Origin of the sequence: Vibrio sp. D401a, assembly GCF_030248515.1 — a bacterium.
Lineage (GTDB): Bacteria > Pseudomonadota > Gammaproteobacteria > Enterobacterales > Vibrionaceae > Vibrio > Vibrio rotiferianus.
Genome location: NZ_JAHGAI010000001.1, coordinates 42,606 through 67,425, shown reverse-complemented (window position 1 = coordinate 67,425; position 24,820 = coordinate 42,606). Strand labels below are relative to the sequence as shown.

The 24,820-nt window shown below is 45.9% G+C and carries 21 protein-coding genes; 11 read left to right on the top strand and 10 right to left on the bottom strand.

What is annotated here, in order from left to right; all coding sequences use genetic code 11:
* Window positions 1-28: 28 nt before the first annotated feature.
* Window positions 29-952, bottom strand: a complete 924-nt coding sequence (gene gspC, locus KIV41_RS00290) for a type II secretion system protein GspC (RefSeq protein WP_285335500.1) — start codon at window positions 950-952, stop codon at window positions 29-31.
* A 250-nt stretch (window positions 953-1,202) separates the two neighbouring features.
* On the opposite strand from gspC, the gene hslR reads away from it, so the two are divergent.
* The 4 genes from hslR (at window position 1,203) to KIV41_RS00270 (ending at window position 6,766) form a co-directional block, all read left to right on the top strand.
* Window positions 1,203-1,589: a ribosome-associated heat shock protein Hsp15 gene (gene hslR / locus KIV41_RS00285; RefSeq protein ID WP_285335499.1), complete on the top strand. Its 387-nt coding sequence runs from the start codon at window positions 1,203-1,205 to the stop codon at window positions 1,587-1,589.
* Window positions 1,590-1,620: 31 nt separating this feature from the next.
* The gene (gene hslO / locus KIV41_RS00280) at window positions 1,621-2,496 is read left to right on the top strand and encodes an Hsp33 family molecular chaperone HslO (RefSeq protein WP_010444980.1); all 876 of its coding nucleotides are present in this window, start codon (window positions 1,621-1,623) and stop codon (window positions 2,494-2,496) included.
* A 337-nt stretch (window positions 2,497-2,833) separates the two neighbouring features.
* Window positions 2,834-4,462 (top strand): phosphoenolpyruvate carboxykinase (ATP), encoded by a 1,629-nt coding sequence (gene pckA, locus KIV41_RS00275; protein ID WP_038884239.1) that lies wholly within the window; start codon window positions 2,834-2,836, stop codon window positions 4,460-4,462.
* Window positions 4,463-4,582: 120 nt separating this feature from the next.
* A complete protein-coding gene (locus KIV41_RS00270) occupies window positions 4,583-6,766 on the top strand; it encodes an AsmA family protein (RefSeq protein ID WP_285335498.1) in 2,184 nt (727 codons plus the stop codon).
* On the opposite strand, the gene KIV41_RS00265 is transcribed toward KIV41_RS00270, so the two are convergent.
* The 3 genes from KIV41_RS00265 to KIV41_RS00255 form a co-directional block, all read right to left on the bottom strand.
* Entirely contained in the window at window positions 6,752-7,669 is a 918-nt protein-coding gene (locus KIV41_RS00265; protein WP_038884236.1) for a bifunctional GNAT family N-acetyltransferase/hotdog fold thioesterase, read from the bottom strand. The two genes, KIV41_RS00270 and KIV41_RS00265, sit on opposite strands and share 15 nt — an antisense overlap.
* A gap of 108 nt (window positions 7,670-7,777) precedes the next feature.
* Window positions 7,778-8,212, bottom strand: coding sequence for a D-aminoacyl-tRNA deacylase (dtd, locus tag KIV41_RS00260; protein WP_285335497.1), 435 nt, complete (start codon window positions 8,210-8,212; stop codon window positions 7,778-7,780).
* Window positions 8,184-9,128: a virulence factor BrkB family protein gene (locus KIV41_RS00255; RefSeq protein WP_010444975.1), complete on the bottom strand. Its 945-nt coding sequence runs from the start codon at window positions 9,126-9,128 to the stop codon at window positions 8,184-8,186. The genes dtd and KIV41_RS00255 overlap by 29 nt, the downstream gene beginning before the upstream one ends.
* A gap of 35 nt (window positions 9,129-9,163) precedes the next feature.
* Between KIV41_RS00255 and KIV41_RS00250 the strand changes: the two genes are divergently transcribed.
* Window positions 9,164-9,805, top strand: coding sequence for a DUF2959 domain-containing protein (locus KIV41_RS00250; RefSeq protein ID WP_285335496.1), 642 nt, complete (start codon window positions 9,164-9,166; stop codon window positions 9,803-9,805).
* Window positions 9,806-9,900: 95 nt separating this feature from the next.
* On the opposite strand, the gene KIV41_RS00245 is transcribed toward KIV41_RS00250, so the two are convergent.
* Window positions 9,901-10,452, bottom strand: coding sequence for an AAA family ATPase (locus tag KIV41_RS00245; protein ID WP_285335495.1), 552 nt, complete (start codon window positions 10,450-10,452; stop codon window positions 9,901-9,903).
* 75 nt (window positions 10,453-10,527) lie between these two features.
* On the bottom strand, window positions 10,528-12,357 hold the full coding sequence (gene typA, locus KIV41_RS00240; RefSeq protein ID WP_010444969.1) for a translational GTPase TypA: 1,830 nt from the start codon (window positions 12,355-12,357) through the stop codon (window positions 10,528-10,530).
* Window positions 12,358-12,887: 530 nt separating this feature from the next.
* On the opposite strand from typA, the gene glnA reads away from it, so the two are divergent.
* The 6 genes from glnA to add all read left to right on the top strand — a co-directional run bounded on the left by glnA (window position 12,888) and on the right by add (window position 21,476).
* Entirely contained in the window at window positions 12,888-14,297 is a 1,410-nt protein-coding gene (gene glnA, locus KIV41_RS00235) for a glutamate--ammonia ligase (protein WP_010444964.1), read from the top strand.
* Window positions 14,298-14,495: 198 nt separating this feature from the next.
* Entirely contained in the window at window positions 14,496-15,083 is a 588-nt protein-coding gene (locus tag KIV41_RS00230; RefSeq protein ID WP_045386176.1) for a DUF4124 domain-containing protein, read from the top strand.
* A gap of 157 nt (window positions 15,084-15,240) precedes the next feature.
* Window positions 15,241-16,251, top strand: a complete 1,011-nt coding sequence (gene glnL / locus KIV41_RS00225) for a nitrogen regulation protein NR(II) (protein WP_216604290.1) — start codon at window positions 15,241-15,243, stop codon at window positions 16,249-16,251.
* Window positions 16,252-16,311: 60 nt separating this feature from the next.
* A complete protein-coding gene (glnG, locus tag KIV41_RS00220) occupies window positions 16,312-17,715 on the top strand; it encodes a nitrogen regulation protein NR(I) (protein WP_010444958.1) in 1,404 nt (467 codons plus the stop codon).
* A gap of 97 nt (window positions 17,716-17,812) precedes the next feature.
* Window positions 17,813-20,359: an EAL domain-containing protein gene (locus tag KIV41_RS00215; RefSeq protein WP_285335494.1), complete on the top strand. Its 2,547-nt coding sequence runs from the start codon at window positions 17,813-17,815 to the stop codon at window positions 20,357-20,359.
* 112 nt (window positions 20,360-20,471) lie between these two features.
* On the top strand, window positions 20,472-21,476 hold the full coding sequence (gene add / locus KIV41_RS00210) for an adenosine deaminase (RefSeq protein ID WP_285335493.1): 1,005 nt from the start codon (window positions 20,472-20,474) through the stop codon (window positions 21,474-21,476).
* A 67-nt stretch (window positions 21,477-21,543) separates the two neighbouring features.
* On the opposite strand, the gene hemN is transcribed toward add, so the two are convergent.
* From hemN to KIV41_RS00190, 4 genes are all read right to left on the bottom strand, one after another.
* Window positions 21,544-22,935 carry an oxygen-independent coproporphyrinogen III oxidase gene (hemN, locus tag KIV41_RS00205; protein WP_005448537.1) on the bottom strand — a complete coding sequence of 464 codons (1,392 nt, stop codon included), beginning with the start codon at window positions 22,933-22,935 and terminating at the stop codon, window positions 21,544-21,546.
* 185 nt (window positions 22,936-23,120) lie between these two features.
* Window positions 23,121-23,609: a DUF2489 domain-containing protein gene (locus KIV41_RS00200; RefSeq protein ID WP_285335492.1), complete on the bottom strand. Its 489-nt coding sequence runs from the start codon at window positions 23,607-23,609 to the stop codon at window positions 23,121-23,123.
* Window positions 23,610-23,616: 7 nt separating this feature from the next.
* Entirely contained in the window at window positions 23,617-24,162 is a 546-nt protein-coding gene (yihI, locus tag KIV41_RS00195; RefSeq protein ID WP_005448540.1) for a Der GTPase-activating protein YihI, read from the bottom strand.
* Window positions 24,162-24,800 (bottom strand): class I SAM-dependent methyltransferase, encoded by a 639-nt coding sequence (locus KIV41_RS00190; protein WP_005448542.1) that lies wholly within the window; start codon window positions 24,798-24,800, stop codon window positions 24,162-24,164. Before KIV41_RS00190 ends, yihI begins: the two co-directional genes overlap by 1 nt.
* Between the last annotated feature and the right edge of the window lie 20 nt (window positions 24,801-24,820).

Genomic DNA, 24,820 nt, shown 5'->3' with positions numbered 1-24,820 from the left:
CCCTGAACTTACGCTTAGTGCCTAAGTATTAAAATTGGATATAGATGTCGTACTGTTGGCCATCTCGCTCAACAGTTAAGTTCAATTCTTGCAGGTTACTCATTTCCTGAGCGAGTTTTGCTAGTGAAGAAGGATCACGTAAGTCGATACCATTTAGCTCCACAGCAATATCACCTGCTTGTAAACCTACATCATTAAATAAAGAAGCTTCACGCCCTGGTGAAACGCGATAGCCGATCGTATTGCCATCCTTCTTAACTTCTGAAATGCTGATGTAGTTAAAAACTCGTTTAGGGTCACGTGCAATCTCAGCACGGATCTGATCCAGCTTCTCTTCAGAAACAGAAGCCTTTTCAACATTACTTTTTGCCACGGGTCTTAATTGTGCGCTCTGGGAGAGCTTCTTGTACTCAACCCCTTCAAGCATCAAGGTTTCATCTCGTCCTTGGTTATCGATAATCACACGATCTACCAAGACAGCTTTTAACTTCGCTCGAGTACCTTCAATTTCCTCACCAATACCATAAGTCGCTTGTTTACCACGATTGGCAATAACCGCGAGGCTGGTATTCGCATTCGAACTTGCCACAGCACCTACCAAGGTAAGGTTCAAACGCGTTTTAGGGGCGTCTTTTACGATCGGTTGCTCAACCACAACGGGCTTTTGCTCATTGTACTTTCCAAATAGGTTGGCATTTTGGATCGCTGAGAAGTCGATGGCATCAGATTTATTGGTACTGACCGAAGAACTAGAAGATGGCTGCCATTTAGCAATGCCAGAGGATTGAGGCATTGCAAGCCAAACCAATTGACCTAATACCCACCCGATCATTGCAATCAATATGCACGTTGCTACCAAACTGAGTTTAGATTGAATAGCGAGATTGTTGGACTTAATCCGAGCCAATAGCGGGCTACTCAACAATCCAGCATTTAGCTCCAAACGCTTCACTTAATAAATTCCTTTATTGTTACGCTCGCCGATGAACACTCAAAATGACCGACGTTACCCTGAAAAATTTGCAACAACTTTACTAGTCAACAAAGAGCAGTGAACTATATCACAAGATAGTTTTTGCTCTGTTTTCTTATACCGTTTTTGCCAACTCCCTTGAAAAAATTAGGCCTTGACTCCATTTGTAGGTGAATAATCCACCACTAGATATCACATTTATCGCAGTGATTAGATACGACAGAGTTATATGAGTTCCATAAATGAAGCCGTAAGGCTAGATAAATGGCTGTGGGCGGCCAGATTTTACAAGACACGCTCCATCGCTCGGAATATGGTCGATGGCGGCAAAGTCCATTATAATGGACAACGAAGCAAGCCAAGCAAGATCGTTGAACTTGGAGCCGAGGTGCGCTTACGCCAAGGTAATGAAGAGAAAATCGTAATTATCGAGAAAGTCTCAGATCAACGTCGTGGTGCACCGATCGCTCAAACGCTTTACAGCGAAACCACTGAAAGTATAGCTAAACGTGAAGAACACGCTAAGCAGCGTAAGCTTAACGCCCACAATCCAAGTCCGGAACGCCGCCCTGATAAAAAGCAGCGCCGAGACATCATTAAGTTCAAACACCAATAAAAGCCGGAATTACTGACGAGGAAAGCACTCCATGGCAAACAATGTTTTAAACCGCTACCTATTCGAAGATCTTTCAGTACGTGGCGAGTTGGTACAATTGGATGAAGCATACCAACGTATTATCTCCAGCAAGGAATATCCGGCAGCACTACAAAAACTGTTGGGTGAGCTACTCGTTTCGGCCACTCTTTTAACTGCAACTTTGAAGTTCGAAGGCTCAATCACTATCCAACTGCAAGGTGATGGTCCTGTATCACTCGCAGTAATCAACGGCGACCACGATCAGAAGATCCGCGGCGTTGCTCGCTGGGAAGGCGACATTGCTGATGATGCAAGCCTACACGACATGATGGGTAAAGGTTACCTAGTGATCACCATTGAGCCGAAGAAAGGCGAACGTTACCAAGGTGTGGTTGGCCTAGAAGGCGAAACATTGGCTGACGTCATCGAAGGCTACTTCGCAAACTCAGAGCAGCTAAAAACGCGTTTGTGGATCCGCACTGGTGAACACGAAGGCAAAGCGCACGCAGCTGGTATGATGATTCAAGTCATGCCTGATGGTACTGGCACGCCAGAAGACTTCGAACATCTAGAGCAACTCACGGACACGGTAAAAAATGAAGAGCTGTTCACGCTACCAGCAAACGAACTGCTATACCGCCTCTACAACCAAGATAAAGTTCGTCTATACGAACCACAGCCTGTGGAATTCCACTGTGGTTGTTCTCGTGAGCGCAGTGGTGCAGCGATCATCACGGTTGATAAAACTGAAATTTATGACATTTTAGCAGAAGAAGGATCAATTTCTTTACATTGTGATTACTGCGGCACGTCATACACGTTCGACGAATCTGAAGTAACGGATCTGTACACTCAGTCAACTCCAGACAATAAAATCGTGCATTAATTTTCATAGCTTAACAAGCTTGTAATTTACCCTTCAAAAGGCCAGCATCATGCTGGCCTTTTTGTGATCAAACCCACGTATAACCTTACTTCCAACGTAATAAAGCAACTGCTTAATTTTAAATAATTAATAATTATTTTGCTCTAGCGCAAAGGTTTGCGCGCACGATAAACTATTCGTACCGATATGTGACGGGTTACCTAAAACCACAATGAAATCATGGATATTTTTTGAGCTATCTCCCTGTTTTCTCCCCGCCCCGTTGCTAGCATGGTGAGCAGATAAAAATTAAAACATTCTTACAAAATCCCTACAAAAATCCTTATAAGGAGCACCTATGACCGTTATGGAACATACAAAGGCTGCAACACTTGATCTAACCAAACACGGATTGCACAACGTGAAAGAGGTTGTTCGCAACCCAAGCTACGAAGTGCTGTTCGAGGAAGAGACCCGTGCTGACCTAACTGGTTATGAACGTGGTGTGGTTACAGAACTCGGCGCGGTTGCCGTAGACACTGGTATCTTTACTGGTCGCTCACCAAAAGATAAGTACATTGTTAAAGATGCAACGACAGAAGAGCACATGTGGTGGACTTCTGACGCAGTGAAAAACGACAACAAAGCAATAAACAAAGAAGTATGGGACGACCTAAAAGAGCTAGTAACTAACCAGCTTTCAGGTAAGCGCCTATTTGTGATTGACGGTTATTGCGGTGCAAACCCAGACACTCGTTTGAGCATTCGAGTGATCACTGAAGTAGCATGGCAAGCCCACTTCGTGAAAAACATGTTCATCCGCCCAACAGAAGAAGAATTGGCAACGTTTGAGCCTGATTTCGTGGTAATGAACGGTGCGAAATGCACCAACGAGAAGTGGGAAGAGCACGGTCTGAACTCAGAAAACTTCACTGTATTTAACCTAACAGAGCGCATGCAGCTGATCGGTGGTACGTGGTACGGCGGAGAAATGAAGAAAGGTATGTTCGCCATGATGAACTACTTCCTGCCGCTTAAAGACATCGCATCGATGCACTGTAGTGCAAACATGGGTGAAGAAGGCGACGTTGCGATCTTCTTCGGTCTATCTGGCACAGGTAAAACCACCCTATCAACTGATCCTAAACGCGCACTGATTGGTGATGACGAGCACGGTTGGGATGACGACGGCGTATTCAACTTCGAAGGTGGCTGTTACGCTAAGACCATCAAGCTATCGAAAGAGGCAGAGCCTGATATCTACAACGCGATCCGCCGCGACGCACTACTAGAGAACGTTACGGTTCGCAGCGATGGTTCTATCGACTTTGATGATGGTTCTAAGACTGAGAACACCCGTGTGTCTTACCCACTTCATCACATCGACAACATCGTTAAGCCAGTATCGAAAGGTGGCCACGCAAACAAAGTGATCTTCCTATCGGCTGACGCATTTGGCGTACTACCTCCAGTGTCTAAGCTGACACCAGAGCAAACTAAGTACCACTTCCTATCTGGCTTTACTGCTAAGCTAGCGGGCACAGAGCGTGGTATCACGGAGCCAACGCCTACCTTCTCAGCGTGTTTCGGTGCAGCATTCCTAACACTACACCCAACTAAATATGCTGAAGTACTAGTAAAACGTATGGAAGCAGCAGGTGCTGAGGCTTACCTAGTCAACACTGGTTGGAACGGTAGCGGCAAGCGTATTTCTATCCAAGATACGCGCGGTATCATTGACGCCATCCTAGATGGTTCGATTGAAAACGCTCAAACTAAACATATCCCTATCTTCAACCTAGAAGTGCCGACTGCTCTACCAGGTGTAGACCCAAGTATTCTTGATCCACGCGATACTTATGTTGACCCACTACAATGGGAAAGCAAAGCCAAGGATTTAGCAGAACGCTTTATCAATAACTTTGATAAATACACGGATAATGCAGAAGGCAAATCACTTGTAGCTGCTGGCCCGCAAGTTGACTAAGCTCAACGTGATTTAGTTACAAAAACACTTCACAAGCCCCTCTTTTGAGGGGCTTTTTATTGAAACCTCTTCAATATTGATACACTCTAAGCAGCAAGCTGGCCAAAGGTTCTCAATGGAATGAAGACAGTAATAAGGATTCTCACACTCGCTCTTGTCATATTGATTTGTGTACCAATCGTACTCGCGGTTTTGTTGACGACATCATACGCACCACAAACATGGCAGCTTATCTCACAGCCATTCCCCCTTAATTGGCAAGCCAAAAGTGTCCATTACCAGTTTCCTTATCATGTTTCTCTGCAGGGGGTAACAACATCCTCAGAGCAAATACCCTACATTGAACAAATCGACCTCTGGTTCAATCCAGATATCAGACGCGATAATCAATGGATACTAGACAGCCTGTTAATTGATGGCGTTGAAGCGCAGCATGGCCTGCCAGAAGTCCAAGTTCCAAGCAATATTTTGCTTCACCAACTCGCTCTAAAGAACATCAACTATGCTGATGACCGTTATACTGCTCGAAACGTAAATATTCAGATCCAAGATCCAACCTGGCTAACAAAAACACAAACCATACCCTATGGTGAGATTCAGTTGTCTGCTGACCAACTCTACTGGAAAGGGGAAGCGTTCAATCAACTGCTGCTTGATATCGATTACAAAGCGCAAGACAGCACGCTTTATGGCGCTTCATTTAACTGGCGTGGCAGCGAGGTCTCCGGTCAGGGAGAGCAGTACTCGCAAGGCTGGTCACTGGTAAATGTGACCGTAGATAAACTGAAAATCGATAACCTACAACTGCAATCTTTACTCACCAAACCATGGCAAGCACTGCCAATTAATATCACTCATATCAATAGCCTCGATCTATTGAACGCAGATATCGAGTACGGCGATTGGCACTGGCAAAATCTAGAATTGTCTCTCGAAAATGCCTCCCTACCACTGTCACTATGGAACACAACGGCACAGATTTCTCTGCAAGCCGACAGTGTCAGCTTTCAAGATCAAACTGCGGTAGAGCCTCGCTTGAATGCCCAGTTCAAACCGGGGGCGATTCAACTGCAAGAGCTGAGCTTGGATTGGCAACAAGGCACAATACAGCTATCAGGCATGTTTGAGCCAAAGCATTGGACAATTAACAACGCCACCGTCAGTGGATTAAAATGGGCTATCCAGCCTGATGATAAAACCGACTGGTGGCAAATCACCACAGAAACGCTCCAGAAAGTCAATGTGAAGCAATTAGAGATTGAACGCAGCCAAGTTATCCAGTTATCTAAACAACCTTACTGGCAGCTTTCTGGGTTGAATTTGGAAGGTAACCAACTCGAAATAAAACACAGCAATGACAACTGGGGTATTTGGAACGGCAAGCTTGATGCTAGCGTTGTTAACGCCAGCTACGATCAAGTCATCACATCACACGCAGCAATTTCAACACGAAGTGATAATGGCTTGTGGCAACTGACGCGTTTGTTCGCCCCTCTGGAGCAAGGCTATATTGAAGGCTTAGGACAAATCGACCTTAGCACCACTAGCCAACCTTGGACGCTTAACCTCAACGCCGATGGACTCCCTCTGCAACTGTTCCACCCTTACTTACCAACGGTGCTCGCGGTCAATGGTTTCTCTGACTTAAGCCTCGACTTAAAAGGCTTAGCCGGCGATCAAAATATGCTTGCTTACAGCTTGTCAGGCAAAGTGGAAGCCAATCTGCGCGATACCACCTTAAAGTCACAAGCTGATGATTCACTCAAGGCGATCACCTTCAGCCCGCTGCGTTTACGTGCCCAACGCGGCGAAGTGAAGTTTCAACCAGTGACCATTTCAGGCAAAGCCATCTCGGGTAACCTTTCCGGAGATTTTGATATGGCGAACAACCCAATTAGTGGTGTGATTTATCAGCTCAGAGAAACATGTGGTTCGATTCAAGGTGACCTGCTGAGTGGAGAAGTCAAAGCAAATGAATGCGTCAATATGTCAAAACAGACTGAGCCAGAAGAACCCAAACAGAGTTCACCGAAAGCGACGAACAGCACCAGCATTAAACCAATCAACTTAGAGCAATATGAGGAAGAATTAAGTGAAGAAGTGGTAGAAGAAAAAGAACCTACTGCTGCGCCGCCCTCAGAAGAGCAGCTTATCTCTGTTCAAGAAAGCTCCCTTATCGAAGAAAAGTCATCTGAAGAAAGCGCTACTTCAGAAGCAGATAACTCCAAGATAGAACCGGGCGCATCGCAAGAACAGGATGCGCCACAAGAAGTACTAAAATCAACGGACCTAACAGCTGAGTAGCTTAGAGTAATTCGGCAGCAACATGTACGTACCAACAAAATCCACCGCAGGCACGTCGCCACTGTAAATCACCACGTGGATAACAATGCGCGCTTTACGCCCTGATGCGAGCCTGTCCAAATCACCACTGATACCATCTAGTGATGTACTCGCGACAGGGTTCTCTTCGACAGGATGGCGATAACGAATCGAACTGTCTGCCAGTACAATATCACCGTGCAAACCACGCTCTTTCATTAACAACCACGCCATCCCCCACCCGGTAAGCGTCGCCAAAGTAAAGGCTGAACCAGCAAACATGGTATTATGTGGATTCAAATTCGGGTTAAGCTGTGCGCTGCATTCAAACTGATAGCCGGTGTATTGGTTAATTTTAATCCCCATTTTATCGGCAATTGGGATCTGCGCTTCCCAACGTTGTTGCAGCTCAGTACACCATTCAGGTCGACGAAGCACATCGGCCATCGGATCAAGCGGCTTTACCATTTGTTGGTGACGCACTGGACCTCGCTCGTCTGTCAGTTCACCGCGACGCTCGAAACCATTCTTCTCATAGAAGGCAATCGCATCTTCACGTGCATTACATACCAGACGCTTCGCCCCTTCTTGTCGTGCCAGAGACTCAAGCGCCACCAGCACCAGTGAACCCATGCCTTTGCTGCGACGGTTATTTTTCACCGCCATGTAACGGATCTGACCGTCGTTATCTGGGGTAATGTACAAACGACCGATCGCCATCGGACGGCCACGACCGTCGGTAATCATCCGGTGATGGCTCATACCATCATACTCATCACGCTCAGAGCCTACAGGCATGCGCCATGGTTCTCGCAGCATCTGCCAACGAAATTGATAGTACTTGTTAAGCTGATTTTCAGTTTTTGGAGTTATAAGTTTGAACATATCAATCCTTTGAAAGCACAAATCAAATACAAGCCATAAGGCAAATAACCCAAGTAAAATCAATTCACTTGGGCTTAAAGCTTAGACTATGCAGCTAAGGTTTCCAGATTAGACCTGTAACCAAAAAGTCACCGGGCCGTCATTAATCAATGACACTTTCATGTCTGCTGCAAAGCGGCCACGTTGCGTTGGCAGTACTTCCTTACACAGATCTGAAAAGTAGTCATATAAACGCTCTGCATCCGCAGGATGCGCGCCGCGAGAAAAGCCTGCGCGAGTGCCCTTTTTGGTGTCGGCTGGTAACGTAAATTGAGACACCACCAAAACCTTACCGTTCACTTGTTTGACGTTGAGGTTCATTTTGCCTTCATCATCTTCAAACACACGATAAGTGGTTACACGCTCCATCAAACGTTTTGCTTTTGCTTCATCATCGTCCTTTTCTACTCCAAGTAGGACAAGTAGACCTTGGTCGATTTCACCGACAACTTCACCGTCTACACGAACGGCTGCTTCACTGACTCGTTGAATTAGCGCTATCACGACTCTCGCTTCCTTCATCTGTTAATTGCAATTCAGCGGTCGAGTGTATCATTTCTAGGTCGTCACTCCAGTGCTCTCTTTCGCCCAGAGCGGCCGTGACTTCCGCGCCAATCAATACGATCAGCCAACACAAATACACCCACACAAACAGGATCGGAATCGCGGCAAGTGCGCCGTAAATCAGCTGGTATGACGGGAATTGGGTAATGTAGAACGCAAAGCCTTTCTTACTCAATTCAAACAGCACCGCGGCGATAGCTGCACCAATGGCACCGTGAGACAGATAAACTTTTTTGTTTGGCACTAAAAAGTACAAACCCATGAACGCAAAGAATGACAATAACAATGGCAGCCAGCGCAAAAACAGGTTGTAAGCGCCCGATAAGGTTTCGTTTTCAATCAGCTTAAGCGATGTTACGTAAGAGGTTGCAGCAATACTCGCACCGACCAGAATCGGACCAAGGGTCAGCACCATCCAATACATGGAGAAAGAAAACACTGGGCGACGTTTGTCTTTCACCCGCCAGATGTAGTTTAAGTTCTTATCGATGTTGGAGATCAGCATCAGGGCTGCAACAAACAAAAACGCACCACCCACGGCGGTCATCTTGCCTGTGTTCGAGACAAACTCTTGCAACGCAGTTCTGACTGCATCACCAGAAGCGGGGACGAAGTTATCGATGATGTAACCCTGCAGCACTTCGCCGACATTCTCAAATACCGGAAACTTTGACAAAATCGACAGTAATACCGTCAACATCGGCACAATAGACAACAAAGTGATGTAAGCTAGATAGCCTGCATTAACGTTGACGCGATCGTGCGTCATACGCTTGAGCAAATATTTGAAAAACGCGACGCTCCCCGGCACGAGCTTGCTCAATCTCACCTTGTAACTCTCTGATAACTGGTTCATAGTTCATCCCATAAATTAGCGTCGAGGACATAAGAATGCCTTATTTATTAGCAATTGTACTATCAATTTTCACTTTGACAGGATGTCAGTCCGCATATTATTCAGCAATGGAGCAAGTGGGTTACCACAAGCGCGATATCATGGTAGATCGCGTGGAAGACGCCAAAGAGTCACAACAAGATGCACAAGAAGAGTTCACCAGTGCATTAGAAGCACTTTCTGCGCTGACCAACTTTGATGGTGGTGAATTGGAAAGCGTCTACAACAACATTAACGATAAATACGAAGACAGCGAAAAAGCAGCGCAAGACGTGCGCGACCGTATTGCTGCGATTGAAGATGTATCGGATGCCCTGTTTGATGAATGGCAAGGCGAGCTAGACCTGTACACAAATGCGAAACTGCGTCGCTCTAGCGAACAGAAGCTGCGTGAAACCAAAGCGTCTTACAAAACCATGCTTAACGCCATGAAGCGTGCGGAAGACAAGATGACACCAGTTCTGAATACACTGCGTGACAACACGCTTTACCTCAAGCATAACTTGAACGCGAGTGCGATTGGCTCACTGAAAGGTGAATTCTCTAGCTTAGAGAAGGACATTCAATACGCAATTAAGCAAATGAATGCCGCGATTGCTGAATCAGACAAGTTCCTACAGCAGCTGAATCAAAAGTAATTCGATAAAGCCTCCTCCTCGTGAGGAGGTTTTGCTATTTAGCGGAAGAGCTAACTTATTCACCACGTAGTCACCCGTTTATCTTCCGAGCTCTATCAGCGTTTCTCACCTTCTACCTCAGCAACTAAGCCCATTACTTGTCGAACAAACGCCACTCGTTCAGCTACGCTTCCCCATGGTACTTCAACCACGTCATACCTCAGTTCAGTATAGGTATCGACTAAGATTTGATGAATTTGTAGCGCCTCTTCAAAACTGTGTGGACGCACATCATCTTGAACATAAATAGAGGCTTCAGGTCGGCATGTGAGCACCTTACTCTGGTAGCCTGCACTCTCAATCAAGAAAGTGTGTTCAACGGGACAACCGCCTACTTGTAAGTATGCCACGATGTCTGGGATAGCACGGTCAACAAAAGCCACATCATGATTGAGCGCTTCTCGCTTTTGCTTCTCCATTAACTCAAGGCATAAGTTGGCGAACTCCGGCAGATTCGTCCAAGGCAAAATACCGTTGTCCAACTGGCTTTGCTGCTCAATCAAGCTACGAGAACCTTCAGCAAAGGTGGCATAGCCCAACTGACCTAACGCATTCAACAAGGTGGTTTTACCTGCACCTGGACCACCCGTAATCACGATTGGCTTCATAGTGTTATTCCTTCAGATACAAAAAGCCCCGAGCATAACTCGGGGCTTGTTCTTAATCGAATCCGTTACAGCAGATTATTTTGCTGAACGTGAAGCACGCTTACGATCGCTTTCCGTTAGGAATTTCTTACGGATACGGATGCTTTCAGGTGTTACTTCTACTAGTTCGTCATCATCGATGAACTCTAGTGCTTGCTCAAGAGTCATCTTGATTGGCGGAGTAAGAACCTGTGCGTCATCTGTACCAGATGCACGAACGTTGGTTAGCTGCTTACCTTTCAGTGCGTTTACTGTTAGGTCGTTGTCGCGGCTGTGAATACCGATAACCATGCCTTCGTAAACTTCAACACCGTGACCGATAAATAGACGACCACGCTCTTGAAGGTTGAATAGTGCGTTAGTTAGCGCTTTACCCATCGCGTTTGCGATTAGTACACCGTTTACACGTTGACCGATGTTACCGCCTTTGTGTGGCGCGTAGCGATCGAACGTATGGTAAAGAAGACCAGAACCAGAAGTCAGCGTCATGAACTCAGTTTGGAAACCGATCAGACCACGAGATGGCATTTCAAAGTCCATACGTACACGGCCTTTACCATCTGGAGACATGTCTTTCAGCTCACCTTTACGCAGGCCGATGTTCTCCATGATGCCGCCTTGGTGCTCTTCCATAACGTCGATAGTTACTGTCTCGAACGGTTCCATTAGCTGACCATCTTCTTCTTTGATGATTACTTCTGGACGAGATACAGCAAGCTCGAAGCCTTCACGACGCATGTTTTCGATCAGGATAGATAGGTGAAGCTCACCACGGCCTGATACGCGGAATTTGTCTGGATCGTCTGTTTGCTCTACGCGCAGTGCAACGTTGTGTACCAGTTCCTTCTCTAGACGCTCAAGGATGTTACGTGAAGTAACGAACTTACCTTCTTTACCAGCGAATGGAGACGTGTTTACTTGGAACGTCATTGTTACTGTTGGTTCATCAACAGACAGCGGCGGTAGTGCTTCTACTGCATTTTGTGCACAGATAGTGTCAGAGATTTTTAGCTCGCCAAGACCAGTGATCGCAATGATATCACCCGCGTTAGCTTGCTCAACTTCGTGACGCTCTAGGCCAAGGTAGCCCATTACTGTACCTACTTTACCGTTGCGAGTTTTACCGTCAGCACCGATAACAGTTACTTGTTGGTTTGCTTTCACGCTACCACGAGTTACACGAGCAACACCGATAACACCAACGTAAGAGCTGTAGTCTAGCTGAGAAACTTGCATCTGTAGTGGACCGTCTAGGTCAACTTCTGGAGCCGCTACTTCTTCAACGATAGTTTCGAATAGTGGTTCCATGTTTTCGCCAGTTTCGCCCTCTTCTAGAGTAGCCCAACCGTTTAGTGCTGAAGCGTAAACCACTTTAAAGTCTAGCTGTTCGTCAGTTGCACCTAGGTTGTCGAATAGGTCGAATACTTGATCCATAACCCAATCAGGACGAGCACCCGGACGGTCAATCTTGTTGATTACAACGATTGGCTTAAGGCCGTGAGCAAATGCTTTTTGCGTTACGAAACGCGTTTGTGGCATTGGGCCATCAACAGCGTCAACGATAAGTAGTACTGAATCTACCATCGACATGATACGTTCTACTTCACCACCGAAGTCCGCGTGTCCCGGAGTATCTACGATGTTGATACGGTAATCATTCCAGTTGATTGCTGTGTTCTTAGCAAGAATGGTAATACCACGTTCTTTTTCGATGTCGTTTGAGTCCATGACTCGCTCTTCAGCTTCGCCGCGAGACTCTAGAGTACCTGATTGTTGTAGTAGTTTATCAACCAGTGTTGTTTTACCGTGGTCAACGTGCGCGATGATCGCGATATTTCTTAATTTATCAATCTGTGGAGTAGCCATGGATTAGATTCACTTAGATAGATGAAATGCCCCCACGCTGAGAACGGGTGCTCTCTGGTGACATTTGCTGATTAAAAAAACGGCCATAATGTACCAGATTTTAGCAAAAAGCCTAGAAATATGTGATCTACTCCCGAGCTTTTCTGCGAAATTTACGCTTAATGCCCACTTTCCCGAGCAAAGCGAATTGATTCAAAGCAATTTTATTCCAATCGTTGCTTATTAGAAATTGACTCTTGCTCAAAAACTGGGCTAGATAAGCAACGTAGTTGTCACATTGTGGTGCAATAATCAAAAGATGCACCATTACAGTGCAATTAAAGATCATTTTGGTGCAAACGTTTGCACCAAACTTGCTCCTTAAAACATAATTCCTTGAAATTAATGGAGTAATTTTTTTGGCACGGTTTTGGCTTTAGAGAAACCAGCATCGATTAATAAAATTTCAAGCAAATTAATCAATGCTGGATTTAATCAAGAACTCATAAATCGAGCTTTTACCGCTTTATTAACACTGGAGGTTATCCAAGATGTCAGTAGAAAACGTTTTATCACTGATCCAAGAAAACGAAGTTAAGTTTGTTGACCTACGCTTCACTGATACAAAAGGTAAAGAGCAGCACATTTCTATTCCTGCTCACCAAATCGACGCAGACTTCTTCGAAGAAGGTAAAATGTTCGATGGTTCATCAGTTGCTGGCTGGAAAGGCATTAACGAATCAGACATGGTTATGATGCCAGACGCATCTTCTGCAGTGCTTGACCCATTCACTGAAGATGCAACACTAAACATCCGTTGTGACATCCTTGAGCCTGCAACAATGCAAGGCTACGACCGCGACCCTCGCTCTATCGCTAAGCGCGCTGAAGACTTCATGCGTTCTACAGGCGTTGCTGACACAGTACTAATTGGTCCTGAGCCAGAGTTCTTCCTATTTGACGACGTTAAGTTCGCAACTGACATGTCTGGTTCTTTCTTCAAGATCGATGACGTAGAAGCAGCTTGGAACACAGGTTCTGATTACGAAGAAGGTAACAAAGGTCACCGTCCAGGTGTTAAAGGTGGTTACTTCCCAGTAGCGCCAGTTGATTCATCTCAAGACATCCGTTCTGCTATGTGTCTAGTAATGGAAGAGATGGGCCTAGTTGTAGAAGCACACCACCACGAAGTAGCAACTGCGGGTCAAAACGAAATCGCAACTCGCTTCAACACGCTAACAACTAAAGCTGACGAAATCCAGATCTACAAGTACGTTGTACACAACGTTGCACACGCATTTGGTAAGACGGCGACATTCATGCCTAAGCCACTAGTTGGTGACAACGGCTCTGGTATGCACGTACACCAATCTCTAGCAAAAGATGGCGTAAACCTATTTGCTGGTGATAAGTACGGCGGCCTATCTGAAATGGCACTTTACTACATCGGTGGTATCATCAAGCACGCTCGCGCAATCAATGCGTTTGCTAACCCATCAACTAACTCGTACAAACGTCTTGTACCAGGCTTCGAAGCGCCAGTTATGCTTGCTTACTCTGCACGTAACCGCTCTGCTTCAATCCGTATCCCAGTGGTACCAAGCCCGAAAGCACGTCGCATCGAAGTTCGTTTCGGTGACCCAGCGGCTAACCCATACCTATGTTTCGCAGCAATGCTAATGGCTGGTCTTGACGGCATTAAGAACAAGATCCACCCAGGCGAAGCGATGGATAAAGACCTTTACGATCTACCAGCTGAAGAAGCAGCAGAGATCCCAACAGTGGCATACTCACTGAAAGACGCGCTAGAAGAACTAGATGCAGACCGTGAGTTCCTAACTGCTGGCGGTGTATTCTCTGACGACTTCATCGATTCTTACATCGACCTTAAAGCGCAAGATGTAGAGCGAGTAAACATGACAACTCACCCACTTGAGTTTGAACTTTACTACTCTGTATAAGGTCTCAACTGTGTAAAATGTAAACACAGAAACAAAATATTAGGCTCGCCTCGCAGGCGGGCCTTTTTTGTATTCGCCTGATTAACCCAGACCTTTAGCATGGAGTGATAATGAGAATATGCCAAGTCACCCTCACAGAGCCAATCGCGGGGATGTTACTTGGGTCAATAACGTGGAATCATAAAAAGAAGGTGAGCAATGAAAGTTCAGCTTTTATCAACCTTAATCATACTCGGCGGCCTAGTCACGGCTGCATCTCCCTTTGCACAAGTTGCATACACATGGGTCGACAAAGATGGCGTAATACACTTCAGCGATACGCCACAAAATGGAGCAAAGGCAATCGCTTTACCTGACTTACAAGGTCAGGCTCCAGCACCAAAGGTAGAAAGTACCGAAGCGCTTTCTACGTCACTACAACCCAACACGGTAAAGAAAGATAAACCAAAACAGCCAGAAGCTCCCAAGCCTCTTTCTTTAGCTATGCTGACCCCTGTGCATGACGAGACGATTCGTAGCAATCAAGGCTTGATTAACATCCAATTGGAAGCCAACCGCAAACTAGGTATTGGAGAACAACTGCAGCTAATGCTCGATGGAAAGCCGTACGCAGCCCCACAAACTCGACTCACTTGGCAAATTAACAATATCGATCGAGGCACTCACACCCTTGCTGTTCACGCTAAAAGAAGCGGCAAGCTTATTGCATCTACTAGCCCTATAACAGTGCATTTACATAGAGCGAGTGTGAAGCCTAAATTACCAAGGCCGAAACCAGAAAAATAGCGCAAATAACAGATGCTCTGAGTGCTATTTTACTTTTTCTTCTGAGATTTATTCGCCATACTTACGTTCTATCGCACCAATTTGGTGCAACGCACAACAATAACGCAAACAAGGACGTAATGTGGATACCAGTCTCTCCAGTGCCATTCTCAATAACATGGTGGCAGCAACGTTGATTCTTGATGACGGATTAGCGGTGCGCTATGCCAACCCTGCGGCAGAGTTATTGTTTTCGCAAAGTGCTAAGCGCATTGTTGAGCAGTCGCTATCTCAGCTAATTCAACATGCGTCATTGGATCTCGCACTACTCACCCAACCGCTACAAAGCGGCCAAAGCATTACTGACAGTGACGTTACCTTTGTCGTCGATGGGCGCCCTTTGATGCTGGAAGTGACTGTCAGCCCAATAACTTGGCAGAAACAATTAATGCTGTTGGTAGAGATGCGCAAAATTGACCAACAACGCCGTCTCACTCAAGAGCTTAACCAACACGCCCAGCAACAAGCGGCAAAGCTGTTAGTGCGTGGGTTGGCGCATGAAATAAAAAACCCACTCGGCGGTTTACGCGGGGCGGCACAACTATTAGAAAAAATGCTTCCCGATCCTTCATTGAAGGAATATACCCAAATCATTATCGAGCAAGCAGACCGATTAAGAGCATTAGTCGATCGTCTTCTTGGGCCGCAAAAGCCGGGTAAAAAGACCCAAGAAAACCTTCACCAAGTACTGGAGAAAGTGCGCCAGTTAGTGGAGTTGGAATCTCAACATTCGATTGTGATCGAGCGCGACTACGATCCGAGCTTGCCAGAAATCTTGATGGATGCTGACCAAATCGAGCAGGCGATGCTCAACATCGTCAGTAACGCAGCACAGATTCTGTCCCACCAAGAACACGGAAAAATAACCATACGCACCAGAACGGTGCACCAAGCTAACATTCATGGTCAACGCTGCAAACTCGCCGCACGTGTTGAGATCACGGACAACGGCCCGGGGATTCCACCAGAACTACAAGATACCCTTTTCTATCCAATGGTCAGTGGTCGAGAAGGCGGTACGGGTCTTGGCCTGTCTATTTCACAAAATCTGATCGACCAGCATAACGGCAAGATTGATGTCGAAAGCTGGCCCGGTCACACCACTTTTACGATTTATTTGCCAATCTGACTTGATTAAATGGCTTTTCGATTCGTCAGTTTTTAGGCTTTTGCTGCAAGGATTTATTACATGAGTAAAGGATATGTTTGGGTCGTCGATGACGACAGTTCGATTCGCTGGGTAATGGAGAAAACCCTTTCCTCCGCCAACATCAAATGCGATACCTACGCGGATGGAGAAAGTGTGCTGATGGCGCTGGAACGTGAAGTACCTGATGTGTTGGTTTCCGATATACGCATGCCAGGTATCGATGGTTTGGAGCTGTTAAAGCAAGTTCAACGTGATTATCCCGATTTGCCCGTGATTATCATGACGGCGCATTCTGATTTAGATGCTGCAGTGAACGCTTACCAAAAAGGCGCGTTTGAATACCTACCTAAGCCATTTGATATCGATGAAACACTCACGCTGGTAGAGCGAGCGATAGCTCATAGCCAAGAAACCAAGCGTGAGCAGATGTCTCACGAAGAGCTCCCAACCGATACGCCAGAAATTATCGGTGAAGCGCCAGCCATGCAAGAAGTGTTTCGTGCAATTGGCCGCTTGTCTCGCTCTTCCATCTCCGTATTGATCAACGGTGAATCAGGCACGGGTAAAGAGTTAGTTGCTCATGCCCTGCACCGTCATAGTCCGCGCGCCAACAAACCTTTTATCGCCCTCAATATGGCCGCGATTCCAAAAGACCTGATTGAATCCGAGCTGTTTGGCCACGAAAAAGGCGCGTTTACTGGTGCAAACAGCGTTCGACAAGGCCGCTTTGAGCAAGCCAATGGTGGCACACTGTTTCTAGATGAAATTGGTGATATGCCACTAGACATTCAAACCCGATTATTGCGCGTATTAGCAGACGGACAGTTCTATCGCGTAGGGGGCCACTCTCCTATTCGCGTTGACGTGCGTATCGTCGCTGCCACACACCAAAACCTTGAAAAGCTAGTCCATGAAGGTGATTTCCGCGAAGATTTATTCCATCGACTCAATGTAATTCGCGTTCAGATCCCCGCCCTAAGAGAGCGAAAACAAGACATTGAGAAACTCACTCAACACTTTCTCGTTCGCGCAGCCGATGAGCTAGGCGTTGAAACCAAAACACTGCATCCATCTTCAGTTGAAATCCTTAACCGCCTTGATTGGCCGGGCAACGTTCGCCAATTGGAAAACATCTGTCGTTGGTTAACAGTCATGGCCAGTGGCAGTGAGGTGCTACCTAACGACCTACCTCAAGAATTACTAGAAGAAAAGAAAGTCAAACCCGAGTCTGCAGGGGAAAGCTGGCAAGAACAACTAGCTGACTGGGCAAAACATGCTCTCGAAGCTGGGGATAAAGAGCTATTATCTTATGCACTACCTGAATTTGAGCGAATCTTACTAGAGGCTGCGTTAGAACATACTAAAGGTCACAAACAAGATGCCGCTAAAGTATTAGGCTGGGGAAGAAATACATTAACCAGAAAACTAAAAGAGTTGTACTAGTTTGATATTTAGTCACTAAGCGAGTAAAAATTGACTCGCTTGGTGACAAGAACGCCAGTACAATTACAGTATAGCAACCCATAATAAATACTAGGCCATGTCACCACCGACTACACAAATCACTTTACGCACTGCTGTTTTGATTCCTTTCTTGCTGATATTTATGTTTGCAATCGGGGTGATCATTTTTGTCCAAAAGCAGAGCTATGAAGAGGTCGTCACTGACATCAGTAACAAACAGCTGACGGTGTTAACGGAAGGCGTTCATGATCACTTGAATGACTACCTAAGAAAACCATTTGCAGCGGTTCAAGCACTGGGCCATAGCGTCAGCTTTCACAATCTATTCCACCCCAATAATACTGCCGATATTGAATCGTATTTATTAAGCGCCTTCCAAGATCTTTACAGCTCCATTCCTCAGTTGGATGTTATTGGCTTTGGTTCGATCACCGGAGACTATGCCGGCTTTCGTCGCGAAGCAAACGGTGAATACACCTTAATGATTCAAGACAAGCGAACTGATGGTAATTTAGCAATCTATAACGGGAAGACGCCAAGTACAGGTTTACGATCGGTTATCTCACAGTATGACCCCCGAGTTCGGCCTTGGTATACGCCCGTGGCAGAAGCCCATCAGCCGACTTGGTCGCCAATCTATGCGAACGCGGATGAACGTCAAGAAATCACGCTATCCGCGATGACTCCTGTTTTCGAGCATGGCGACTTTGCTGGTGTGCTCGTCACTGATATTCGCATCAACACGCTCAATGCCTTCTTAAGAGAGCTGCAACAGAATACCAAAGCTTCTGTGTTTATTATGGATGAAGAGCATCGCTTAGTAGCGCAATCAAGTGCAGGTAGCGTCGTTTCTTGGGGAACCAAATTCACTCATAAGGGCCAGCGCTTGCTTGCTAAAGAAAGCACCGACCCAATCATCCAAATCAGTGCATCTAGGGTGAGTGCACTTGCTTTAAACTCAACTTCACAGCCTTATACTTTTCAGCTAGAACACTCGGGTGAACGCTTGTTTAGCCGAATCACACCTTACACTGATGATTATGGACTCACCTGGTTTATTGGTATTTCTGTCTCTGAATCAGATTTAGTTGGGACACTTCCGAACAGCCAAAGAAAAAGCTGGTTGGTGGGTTTACTTGTGACCCTACTGGGTATTTCGATCACTTGGTTTATCTTTAACCGAGTCACTCGTCCGATCAATGCTACTGCCTCAGCAGCGCAAAACCTAGCCAAAGGCAACTGGGATGGCTCAATGCCTCGTCCTGGCTACGTTTATGAAACCACGACGTTGGTGCACGCGTTCAATGAGATGGCGAATAACCTAAAAGTATCGTTCAAAGCATTAAGAGAGCAGTTGATATACGACTCATTGACACGCCTGTATAGCCGACAAGGCTTAATTGAAATCAGCAGTACCATGCCAAGCCAACAAGGTGGCAGTGTATACCTGCTCGGAATTAACCGCTTCAGAGATATCAATGACAGCGTCGGTCACCATAATGGTGATCAACTATTGCTCCGTATTGCAGAGCGACTCGATCAGCAGTTTGGTGATGAGTTTGTATTAGCTCGTATTGGTGGTGATGAATTTGCAGTTTACGCACCCAACTTGCAAAAAGAGCAGGAAGTTCGCCTAACCGTTAGACGGCTGCAACAAGTCTTCGCCTCTCCGTTTCTCTGCGCAGATGAAACTGTCATCATGAATATTGCCATTGGTGTTGTGGAAACGCAGCCTGAATACCAAATGCAGCAATGGTTACGCAATGCCAGTATTGCATTGAGTTACGCCAAGCAAGAAACCCATTCTGGGGTGTGTTATTACAGTCCAGAAATGGCCAGCGCCTCTAAGTTCCGAACTCAGATGATTGCCAAAATACAGCAAGGTATTGAGCAAAAAGAGTTTATACCGTATTACCAATCAATTATTGATTTATCTAGTGGTGAGGTTGTTGGTGCAGAGGCTCTAGCACGTTGGCACAGTGCCGATGGCGTAGTCTCGCCTTTGGACTTTATTGCTCTTGCTGAAGAGAGTGGCATGATCAAACAAATCGGTCACCAAATCTTACTTAAGGCCTGTCAAGAAACTCAAACCGCAATTGAAAATGGTCGTTGGCACAAAGATTTCCAACTGCACGTGAATGTTTCAGTCAACCAACTTTCATGTCCTGAGTTCATCACAGATGTTGCCCAAATATTATCTCAGACAGGATTGTGCGCTCAAAACCTCACACTTGAAATCACTGAGTCCAAAATTGTTGGCGGAGACCCAACAACCCTAGACAATATGCTCAAGCTACGCGAAATGAACGTTGGGATTGCCATTGATGATTTTGGCACAGGCTACTCCTCGCTAGCGTACCTAGATAGCTTGCCATTTACTTGTCTAAAAATAGACAGGACGTTCACTAATAGATTAAACCCAAATAATCTGGAAAACTCCGTTTTCGCCGCAATCATTACCATCACTAAAGGTTTGAAAGCAAACGTGGTCGCGGAAGGTGTGGAGACGGCAGAACAAGCACGGCTTTTACGCTCATTAGGCTGTACACAGGTTCAAGGGTTCTATTACAGCCGTCCATTACCGATCGAAGAATGGCCAACACATTTGGTTAACATGAAGTAGAAAAGAGCTGAAATTGTTGATTTCGTAGTCATCCTCTACTGACAATCTACCGAACTGTTATTTATACTTAACTGCAATTCTATTCCTGTTCACAATTATCTGGATCGACATAATGATAACTAAGAATCTACCCCTTACAGATTTGCACCGTCACCTCGACGGTAATATCCGCACTCAAACGATTCTCGAACTTGGCCAAAAGTTCGGTGTAGCGCTTCCGGCATACGATATTGAGTCTCTTACACCACACGTTCAAATTGTCGAAGCAGAACCATCTCTTGTAGCTTTCCTTTCTAAGCTAGACTGGGGTGTGGCGGTATTGGGCGATCTAGATGCATGTCGCCGTGTTGCCTACGAAAACGTAGAAGACGCACTTAACGCACAAATTGATTACGCTGAACTTCGCTTCTCGCCTTACTACATGGCAATGAAACACAAACTACCAGTAGCTGGCGTAGTTGAAGCCGTCGTTGATGGTGTGCAAGCGGGCATGCGTGACTTCGGTATTAAGGCAAACCTAATCGGTATCATGAGCCGTACTTTTGGTACAGATGCTTGTCAACAGGAACTGGAAGGTATCCTAAGCCAAAAAGATCACATCGTAGCTGTAGACCTTGCTGGTGATGAACTTGGTCAACCTGGCGATCGTTTTGTTTCTCACTTTAAACAAGTGCGTGATGCTGGTCTAAACGTCACTATTCACGCAGGTGAAGCAGCAGGCGCGGAAAGCATGTGGCAAGCAATTCAAGAGCTTGGTGCAACGCGTATCGGCCATGGCGTTAAAGCAATCCAAGATCCTAAATTGATGGACTACCTTGCAGAAAACCGCATTGGTATTGAATCGTGCCTAACGTCAAACTTCCAAACTAGCACTGTTGAATCATTAGCAAACCACCCGCTGAAACAGTTCCTAGATCACGGCGTACTTGCGTGTCTAAACACGGACGATCCAGCAGTGGAAGGTATTGAACTGCCTTACGAATACGAAGTGGCGGCACCAGCAGCAGGCCTAACTCAAGAACAGATTCGCCAAGCGCAGATCAACGGTCTAGACATCGCTTTCCTATCAGATGCAGAAAAAGCTGAACTGAAAGAAAAAGTGAAAGATCGCGCTTAATTGCCGCAAAAACATAAAAAAATGCCAGCATTTGCTGGCATTTTTTATATCTAGAATCGGCTAAAGATTAGATAACGCGCGAGAATTGCTGCTGACGCGCTTTCGCTCTTAGGTATTTATCGAAGCTCATGCAGATGTTACGGATCAACAGACGACCACGAAGCGTAACGCGAATTTCACGGTCATCCACTTCCACTAACTCGTCATTAATGAAGGTTTGTAGTAGCTCTAGGTCTTCTTTGAAGTATTGCTCAAACTTAACGCCAAATTCAGACTCAATCGCCTTCTTATCCAGCTTAAAGTTACAGATAAGCTGTTTGATCACTTCACGACGTAGCAAATCATCCGCATCCAGTGATACACCTTTCCACAGCGCGTGGCGAGATTCATTCACTTGTGCGTAGTACTTTTTCAATTCTTTTTGGTTTTGTGCGTAGGCATCACCAATCATTGAAATTGCAGAAACACCAAAGCCTACCAAGTCACATTCACCTTGCGTCGTGTAACCTTGGAAGTTGCGGTGCAAGATGCCTTCACGTTGAGCAACAGCAAGCTCATCATCTGGCATGGCAAAGTGGTCCATACCGATGAACTGGTAACCAGCACCTGTTAGCGTAGCGATGGTGTCTTGCAGAATCGCCATCTTCTCTTCCGCTTTTGGCAAATCTTCGTCTTTGATCTTACGCTGCGCAGCAAACAGTTGTGGCATGTGCGCATAGTTAAACACAGACAAACGACCTGGCTGCATTTCTAACACTTGCTCTAGTGTCTTCGCAAAAGATGCCTTAGTTTGCTTCGGTAAACCATAAATCAAATCAAGGTTGGTTGAGCGGAAACCAAGTTCTTTTGCGCGAGCAACCATCGCAAAGATAAATGCTTCATCTTGCTCACGGTTCACGAGCTGTTGAACTTCTTTATTGAAATCCTGCACGCCAATGCTCAGACGGTTGAAGCCTTCACCACGCAAGTGATCCAGCATAGTGAGCTCGATTTCACGTGGGTCAACTTCAATACTGATTTCCGCATCCGCACTAAACGTAAACTCTTGGCGTAGCAAGTTCATCACACGCGTGATTTGCTTTTCAGATAGGAAAGTTGGTGTACCACCACCAAAGTGCAATTGAGTCACCTGGCGTTCACCCAATAGTGACGCGCGTTGACGAATCTCGTGCTCAAGTACATCCAAGTATTCGTCAGCCTTATGCGAATGGCGAGTAATGACTTTATTACAGCCACAGTAGTAGCAAAGCTTATGACAAAACGGAATGTGAACGTACAGAGATAGCGGACGATCTGGGTACTGAGTGCATGCCATATCGTAGTCCGAAATGGTAAACGCTTCATGAAACTCCAGTGCTGTCGGGTACGACGTGTAGCGCGGGCCAGAGTAGTTGTACTTATCCAATACCGCTTGATCCCAGACGATTTGCTGTTTCGATTCAGTGTGTTGATTCGACATGGTGGTACTTTCCGTTAAATGCTAGGGAGACGAAAACCGTCGCCCGATATTCAGAAACCGTTATTTTGCCATACGACGATGGCAACTACGGTAGCCGTTGGCGGCTTTTTAAGTATAAAACCAAAGAAGTGCTAGCGTGATCACGATACCCCCAATGGTGATAAAGAAACCATCAGGGGTACGAATTAGATCATCTGAATATTGATTTGGTTATTCAGTGGCTGGACGTTTTTTTGCAACACTTTGAGCTCTTCTATGATCGCATCCGTTAAGCGCTGCTCCGCTTTATGGCGATCTAAGTTTTGTTGCATACGCTCTTTCTTAGCAAGATTCTGACGGTCTTCACCGCGCGCCATATCTTTCACAACATGATACAGCTCAGAAATCGCAGGGTATGTTTTATCAAAATCAACACGGTCTTCACCCTGAACATAGTCCATGATGTTGTAAACACGAATACTGATTTCCGACAAGTCACATTGCCCTTGGATGCCCGCCTGACACAAGGTATGCACGTTCTCAAAAATGTTGGCGTTACGCTTATCGATCGCCAATTTTTGATGCTTCAGCTGCAATTCCTTTTGCTTTTTCAATTGAAGCAGAAGGTAACCTGCATAAGAAGCCAGCGCGATAATAATCACTGCACCCGCAATCGCTAATAAGGTTACGTTCATGGATTACTTATCCTTTGTAGTCGTCGAAGTTGATATCGTCGAAGTCTGCAAGTAGATCGTCGTCGTTACGAGACCCTTTTACTGCTGGCGCAGTAAAGTCTTCGTCGTCTTCTTCCGGCTCTAGTAGACCTAGTTGATCCATTAGCTTCTCGATGCGATCTAGCTTCTCGTCTACATATTTCTGTAAACCAGTACCTAGGTTCTCGCCCGCTTCGATACGATCCAACAACACGTTCAATTGCGCATCGTTTTCTAGCATCTCTAGCTCTTGCTCAGCAGATAGACGACGCTCTTGTTTCGTTTGCTTCTTCGCTGGCTCAACAATCAGAGGAATCTTCTTCTTGCTGCCTAAGCGAGGATCGCGTTTTTGCGCTGCGGCTTGTTTCTTCTGCTCTTCCGCATCAGAGTTGCGGCTACCAGTCTTCAAGCCTTTACGCTTTTTCGCGCGCTTACGTAGACGACCTTCTACATCTGATTCTGTACGGTTACGAGTTACTACAAACTCAGGTGCGCCAGAGGCACCTGGCTTTCTTGATTTCTTTTTACGGCTCATTACTGGGTCTTCCTCAGTAAAATTACATCATTACCAATAAATTCGAGTTCGAGCTTATCCCGCTCTGCTAGGAACTGGAACGTATCACGGCTAAAGAACACCACATGCGTTGGATCGTTCTTATAGTGCCATGTCCGAAAGGCTTCTACATCGATGACCATTTTCGTCATCAGGCCTATCCAGCCACCTGGCTTAACTAAATTCAACCATTGCTTCCACACCATATCTGGGTGGTAGAGGTGTTCGATCACCTCTGTTGCTGTCATGAAATCGTACTGCTTTTCCAACACACAAGTATCTGGGTGATAGTAAAGATCGTACAACGCCATGTTGTGCCCCGCTTCTTCTAGCATTAAGGAAAGCGTAGGGCCCGGACCACAACCAAAGTCGATTCCGTTCGATTGTGGTGAAATTCGCTCTGCGATTGGGTCAGCAATTCGTGCCAAAAAACGGCGATATCCCATATCTTCAGGATTGTTCTCATGCAGATCATAGTGAGCTTTTTCAGTTTCCGCATCCAAACGTTGGTCTGGATTGACGAATACCAAACTGCACTGCTCACATTGAAGATACTCGCGTTGCTTATCTTCAAAAAAGTGGTGAGTGCGCTGATTCTGGCATAAAGGACAGGTGTGCATGCTGACTTCCTCAAACAGGG

What these genes read in the sequence shown, in the direction of transcription:
- hslO (WP_010444980.1), top strand. Translation starts at nt 1,621, where the DNA reads ATGGCAAACAATGTTTTAAACCGCTACCTATTCGAAGATCTTTCAGTA.
- yihI (WP_005448540.1), bottom strand. Translation starts at nt 24,162, where the DNA reads ATGAGCCGTAAAAAGAAATCAAGAAAGCCAGGTGCCTCTGGCGCACCT.
- KIV41_RS00230 (WP_045386176.1), top strand. Translation starts at nt 14,496, where the DNA reads ATGAAAGTTCAGCTTTTATCAACCTTAATCATACTCGGCGGCCTAGTC.
- pckA (WP_038884239.1), top strand. Translation starts at nt 2,834, where the DNA reads ATGACCGTTATGGAACATACAAAGGCTGCAACACTTGATCTAACCAAA.
- hemN (WP_005448537.1), bottom strand. Translation starts at nt 22,935, where the DNA reads ATGTCGAATCAACACACTGAATCGAAACAGCAAATCGTCTGGGATCAA.
- glnG (WP_010444958.1), top strand. Translation starts at nt 16,312, where the DNA reads ATGAGTAAAGGATATGTTTGGGTCGTCGATGACGACAGTTCGATTCGC.
- hslR (WP_285335499.1), top strand. Translation starts at nt 1,203, where the DNA reads ATGAGTTCCATAAATGAAGCCGTAAGGCTAGATAAATGGCTGTGGGCG.
- KIV41_RS00200 (WP_285335492.1), bottom strand. Translation starts at nt 23,609, where the DNA reads ATGAACGTAACCTTATTAGCGATTGCGGGTGCAGTGATTATTATCGCG.
- KIV41_RS00250 (WP_285335496.1), top strand. Translation starts at nt 9,164, where the DNA reads ATGCCTTATTTATTAGCAATTGTACTATCAATTTTCACTTTGACAGGA.
- glnL (WP_216604290.1), top strand. Translation starts at nt 15,241, where the DNA reads ATGGTGGCAGCAACGTTGATTCTTGATGACGGATTAGCGGTGCGCTAT.
- KIV41_RS00245 (WP_285335495.1), bottom strand. Translation starts at nt 10,452, where the DNA reads ATGAAGCCAATCGTGATTACGGGTGGTCCAGGTGCAGGTAAAACCACC.
- typA (WP_010444969.1), bottom strand. Translation starts at nt 12,357, where the DNA reads ATGGCTACTCCACAGATTGATAAATTAAGAAATATCGCGATCATCGCG.
- KIV41_RS00255 (WP_010444975.1), bottom strand. Translation starts at nt 9,128, where the DNA reads ATGAACCAGTTATCAGAGAGTTACAAGGTGAGATTGAGCAAGCTCGTG.
- KIV41_RS00270 (WP_285335498.1), top strand. Translation starts at nt 4,583, where the DNA reads ATGAAGACAGTAATAAGGATTCTCACACTCGCTCTTGTCATATTGATT.
- KIV41_RS00190 (WP_005448542.1), bottom strand. Translation starts at nt 24,800, where the DNA reads ATGCACACCTGTCCTTTATGCCAGAATCAGCGCACTCACCACTTTTTT.
- KIV41_RS00265 (WP_038884236.1), bottom strand. Translation starts at nt 7,669, where the DNA reads ATGTTCAAACTTATAACTCCAAAAACTGAAAATCAGCTTAACAAGTAC.
- add (WP_285335493.1), top strand. Translation starts at nt 20,472, where the DNA reads ATGATAACTAAGAATCTACCCCTTACAGATTTGCACCGTCACCTCGAC.
- KIV41_RS00215 (WP_285335494.1), top strand. Translation starts at nt 17,813, where the DNA reads ATGTCACCACCGACTACACAAATCACTTTACGCACTGCTGTTTTGATT.
- glnA (WP_010444964.1), top strand. Translation starts at nt 12,888, where the DNA reads ATGTCAGTAGAAAACGTTTTATCACTGATCCAAGAAAACGAAGTTAAG.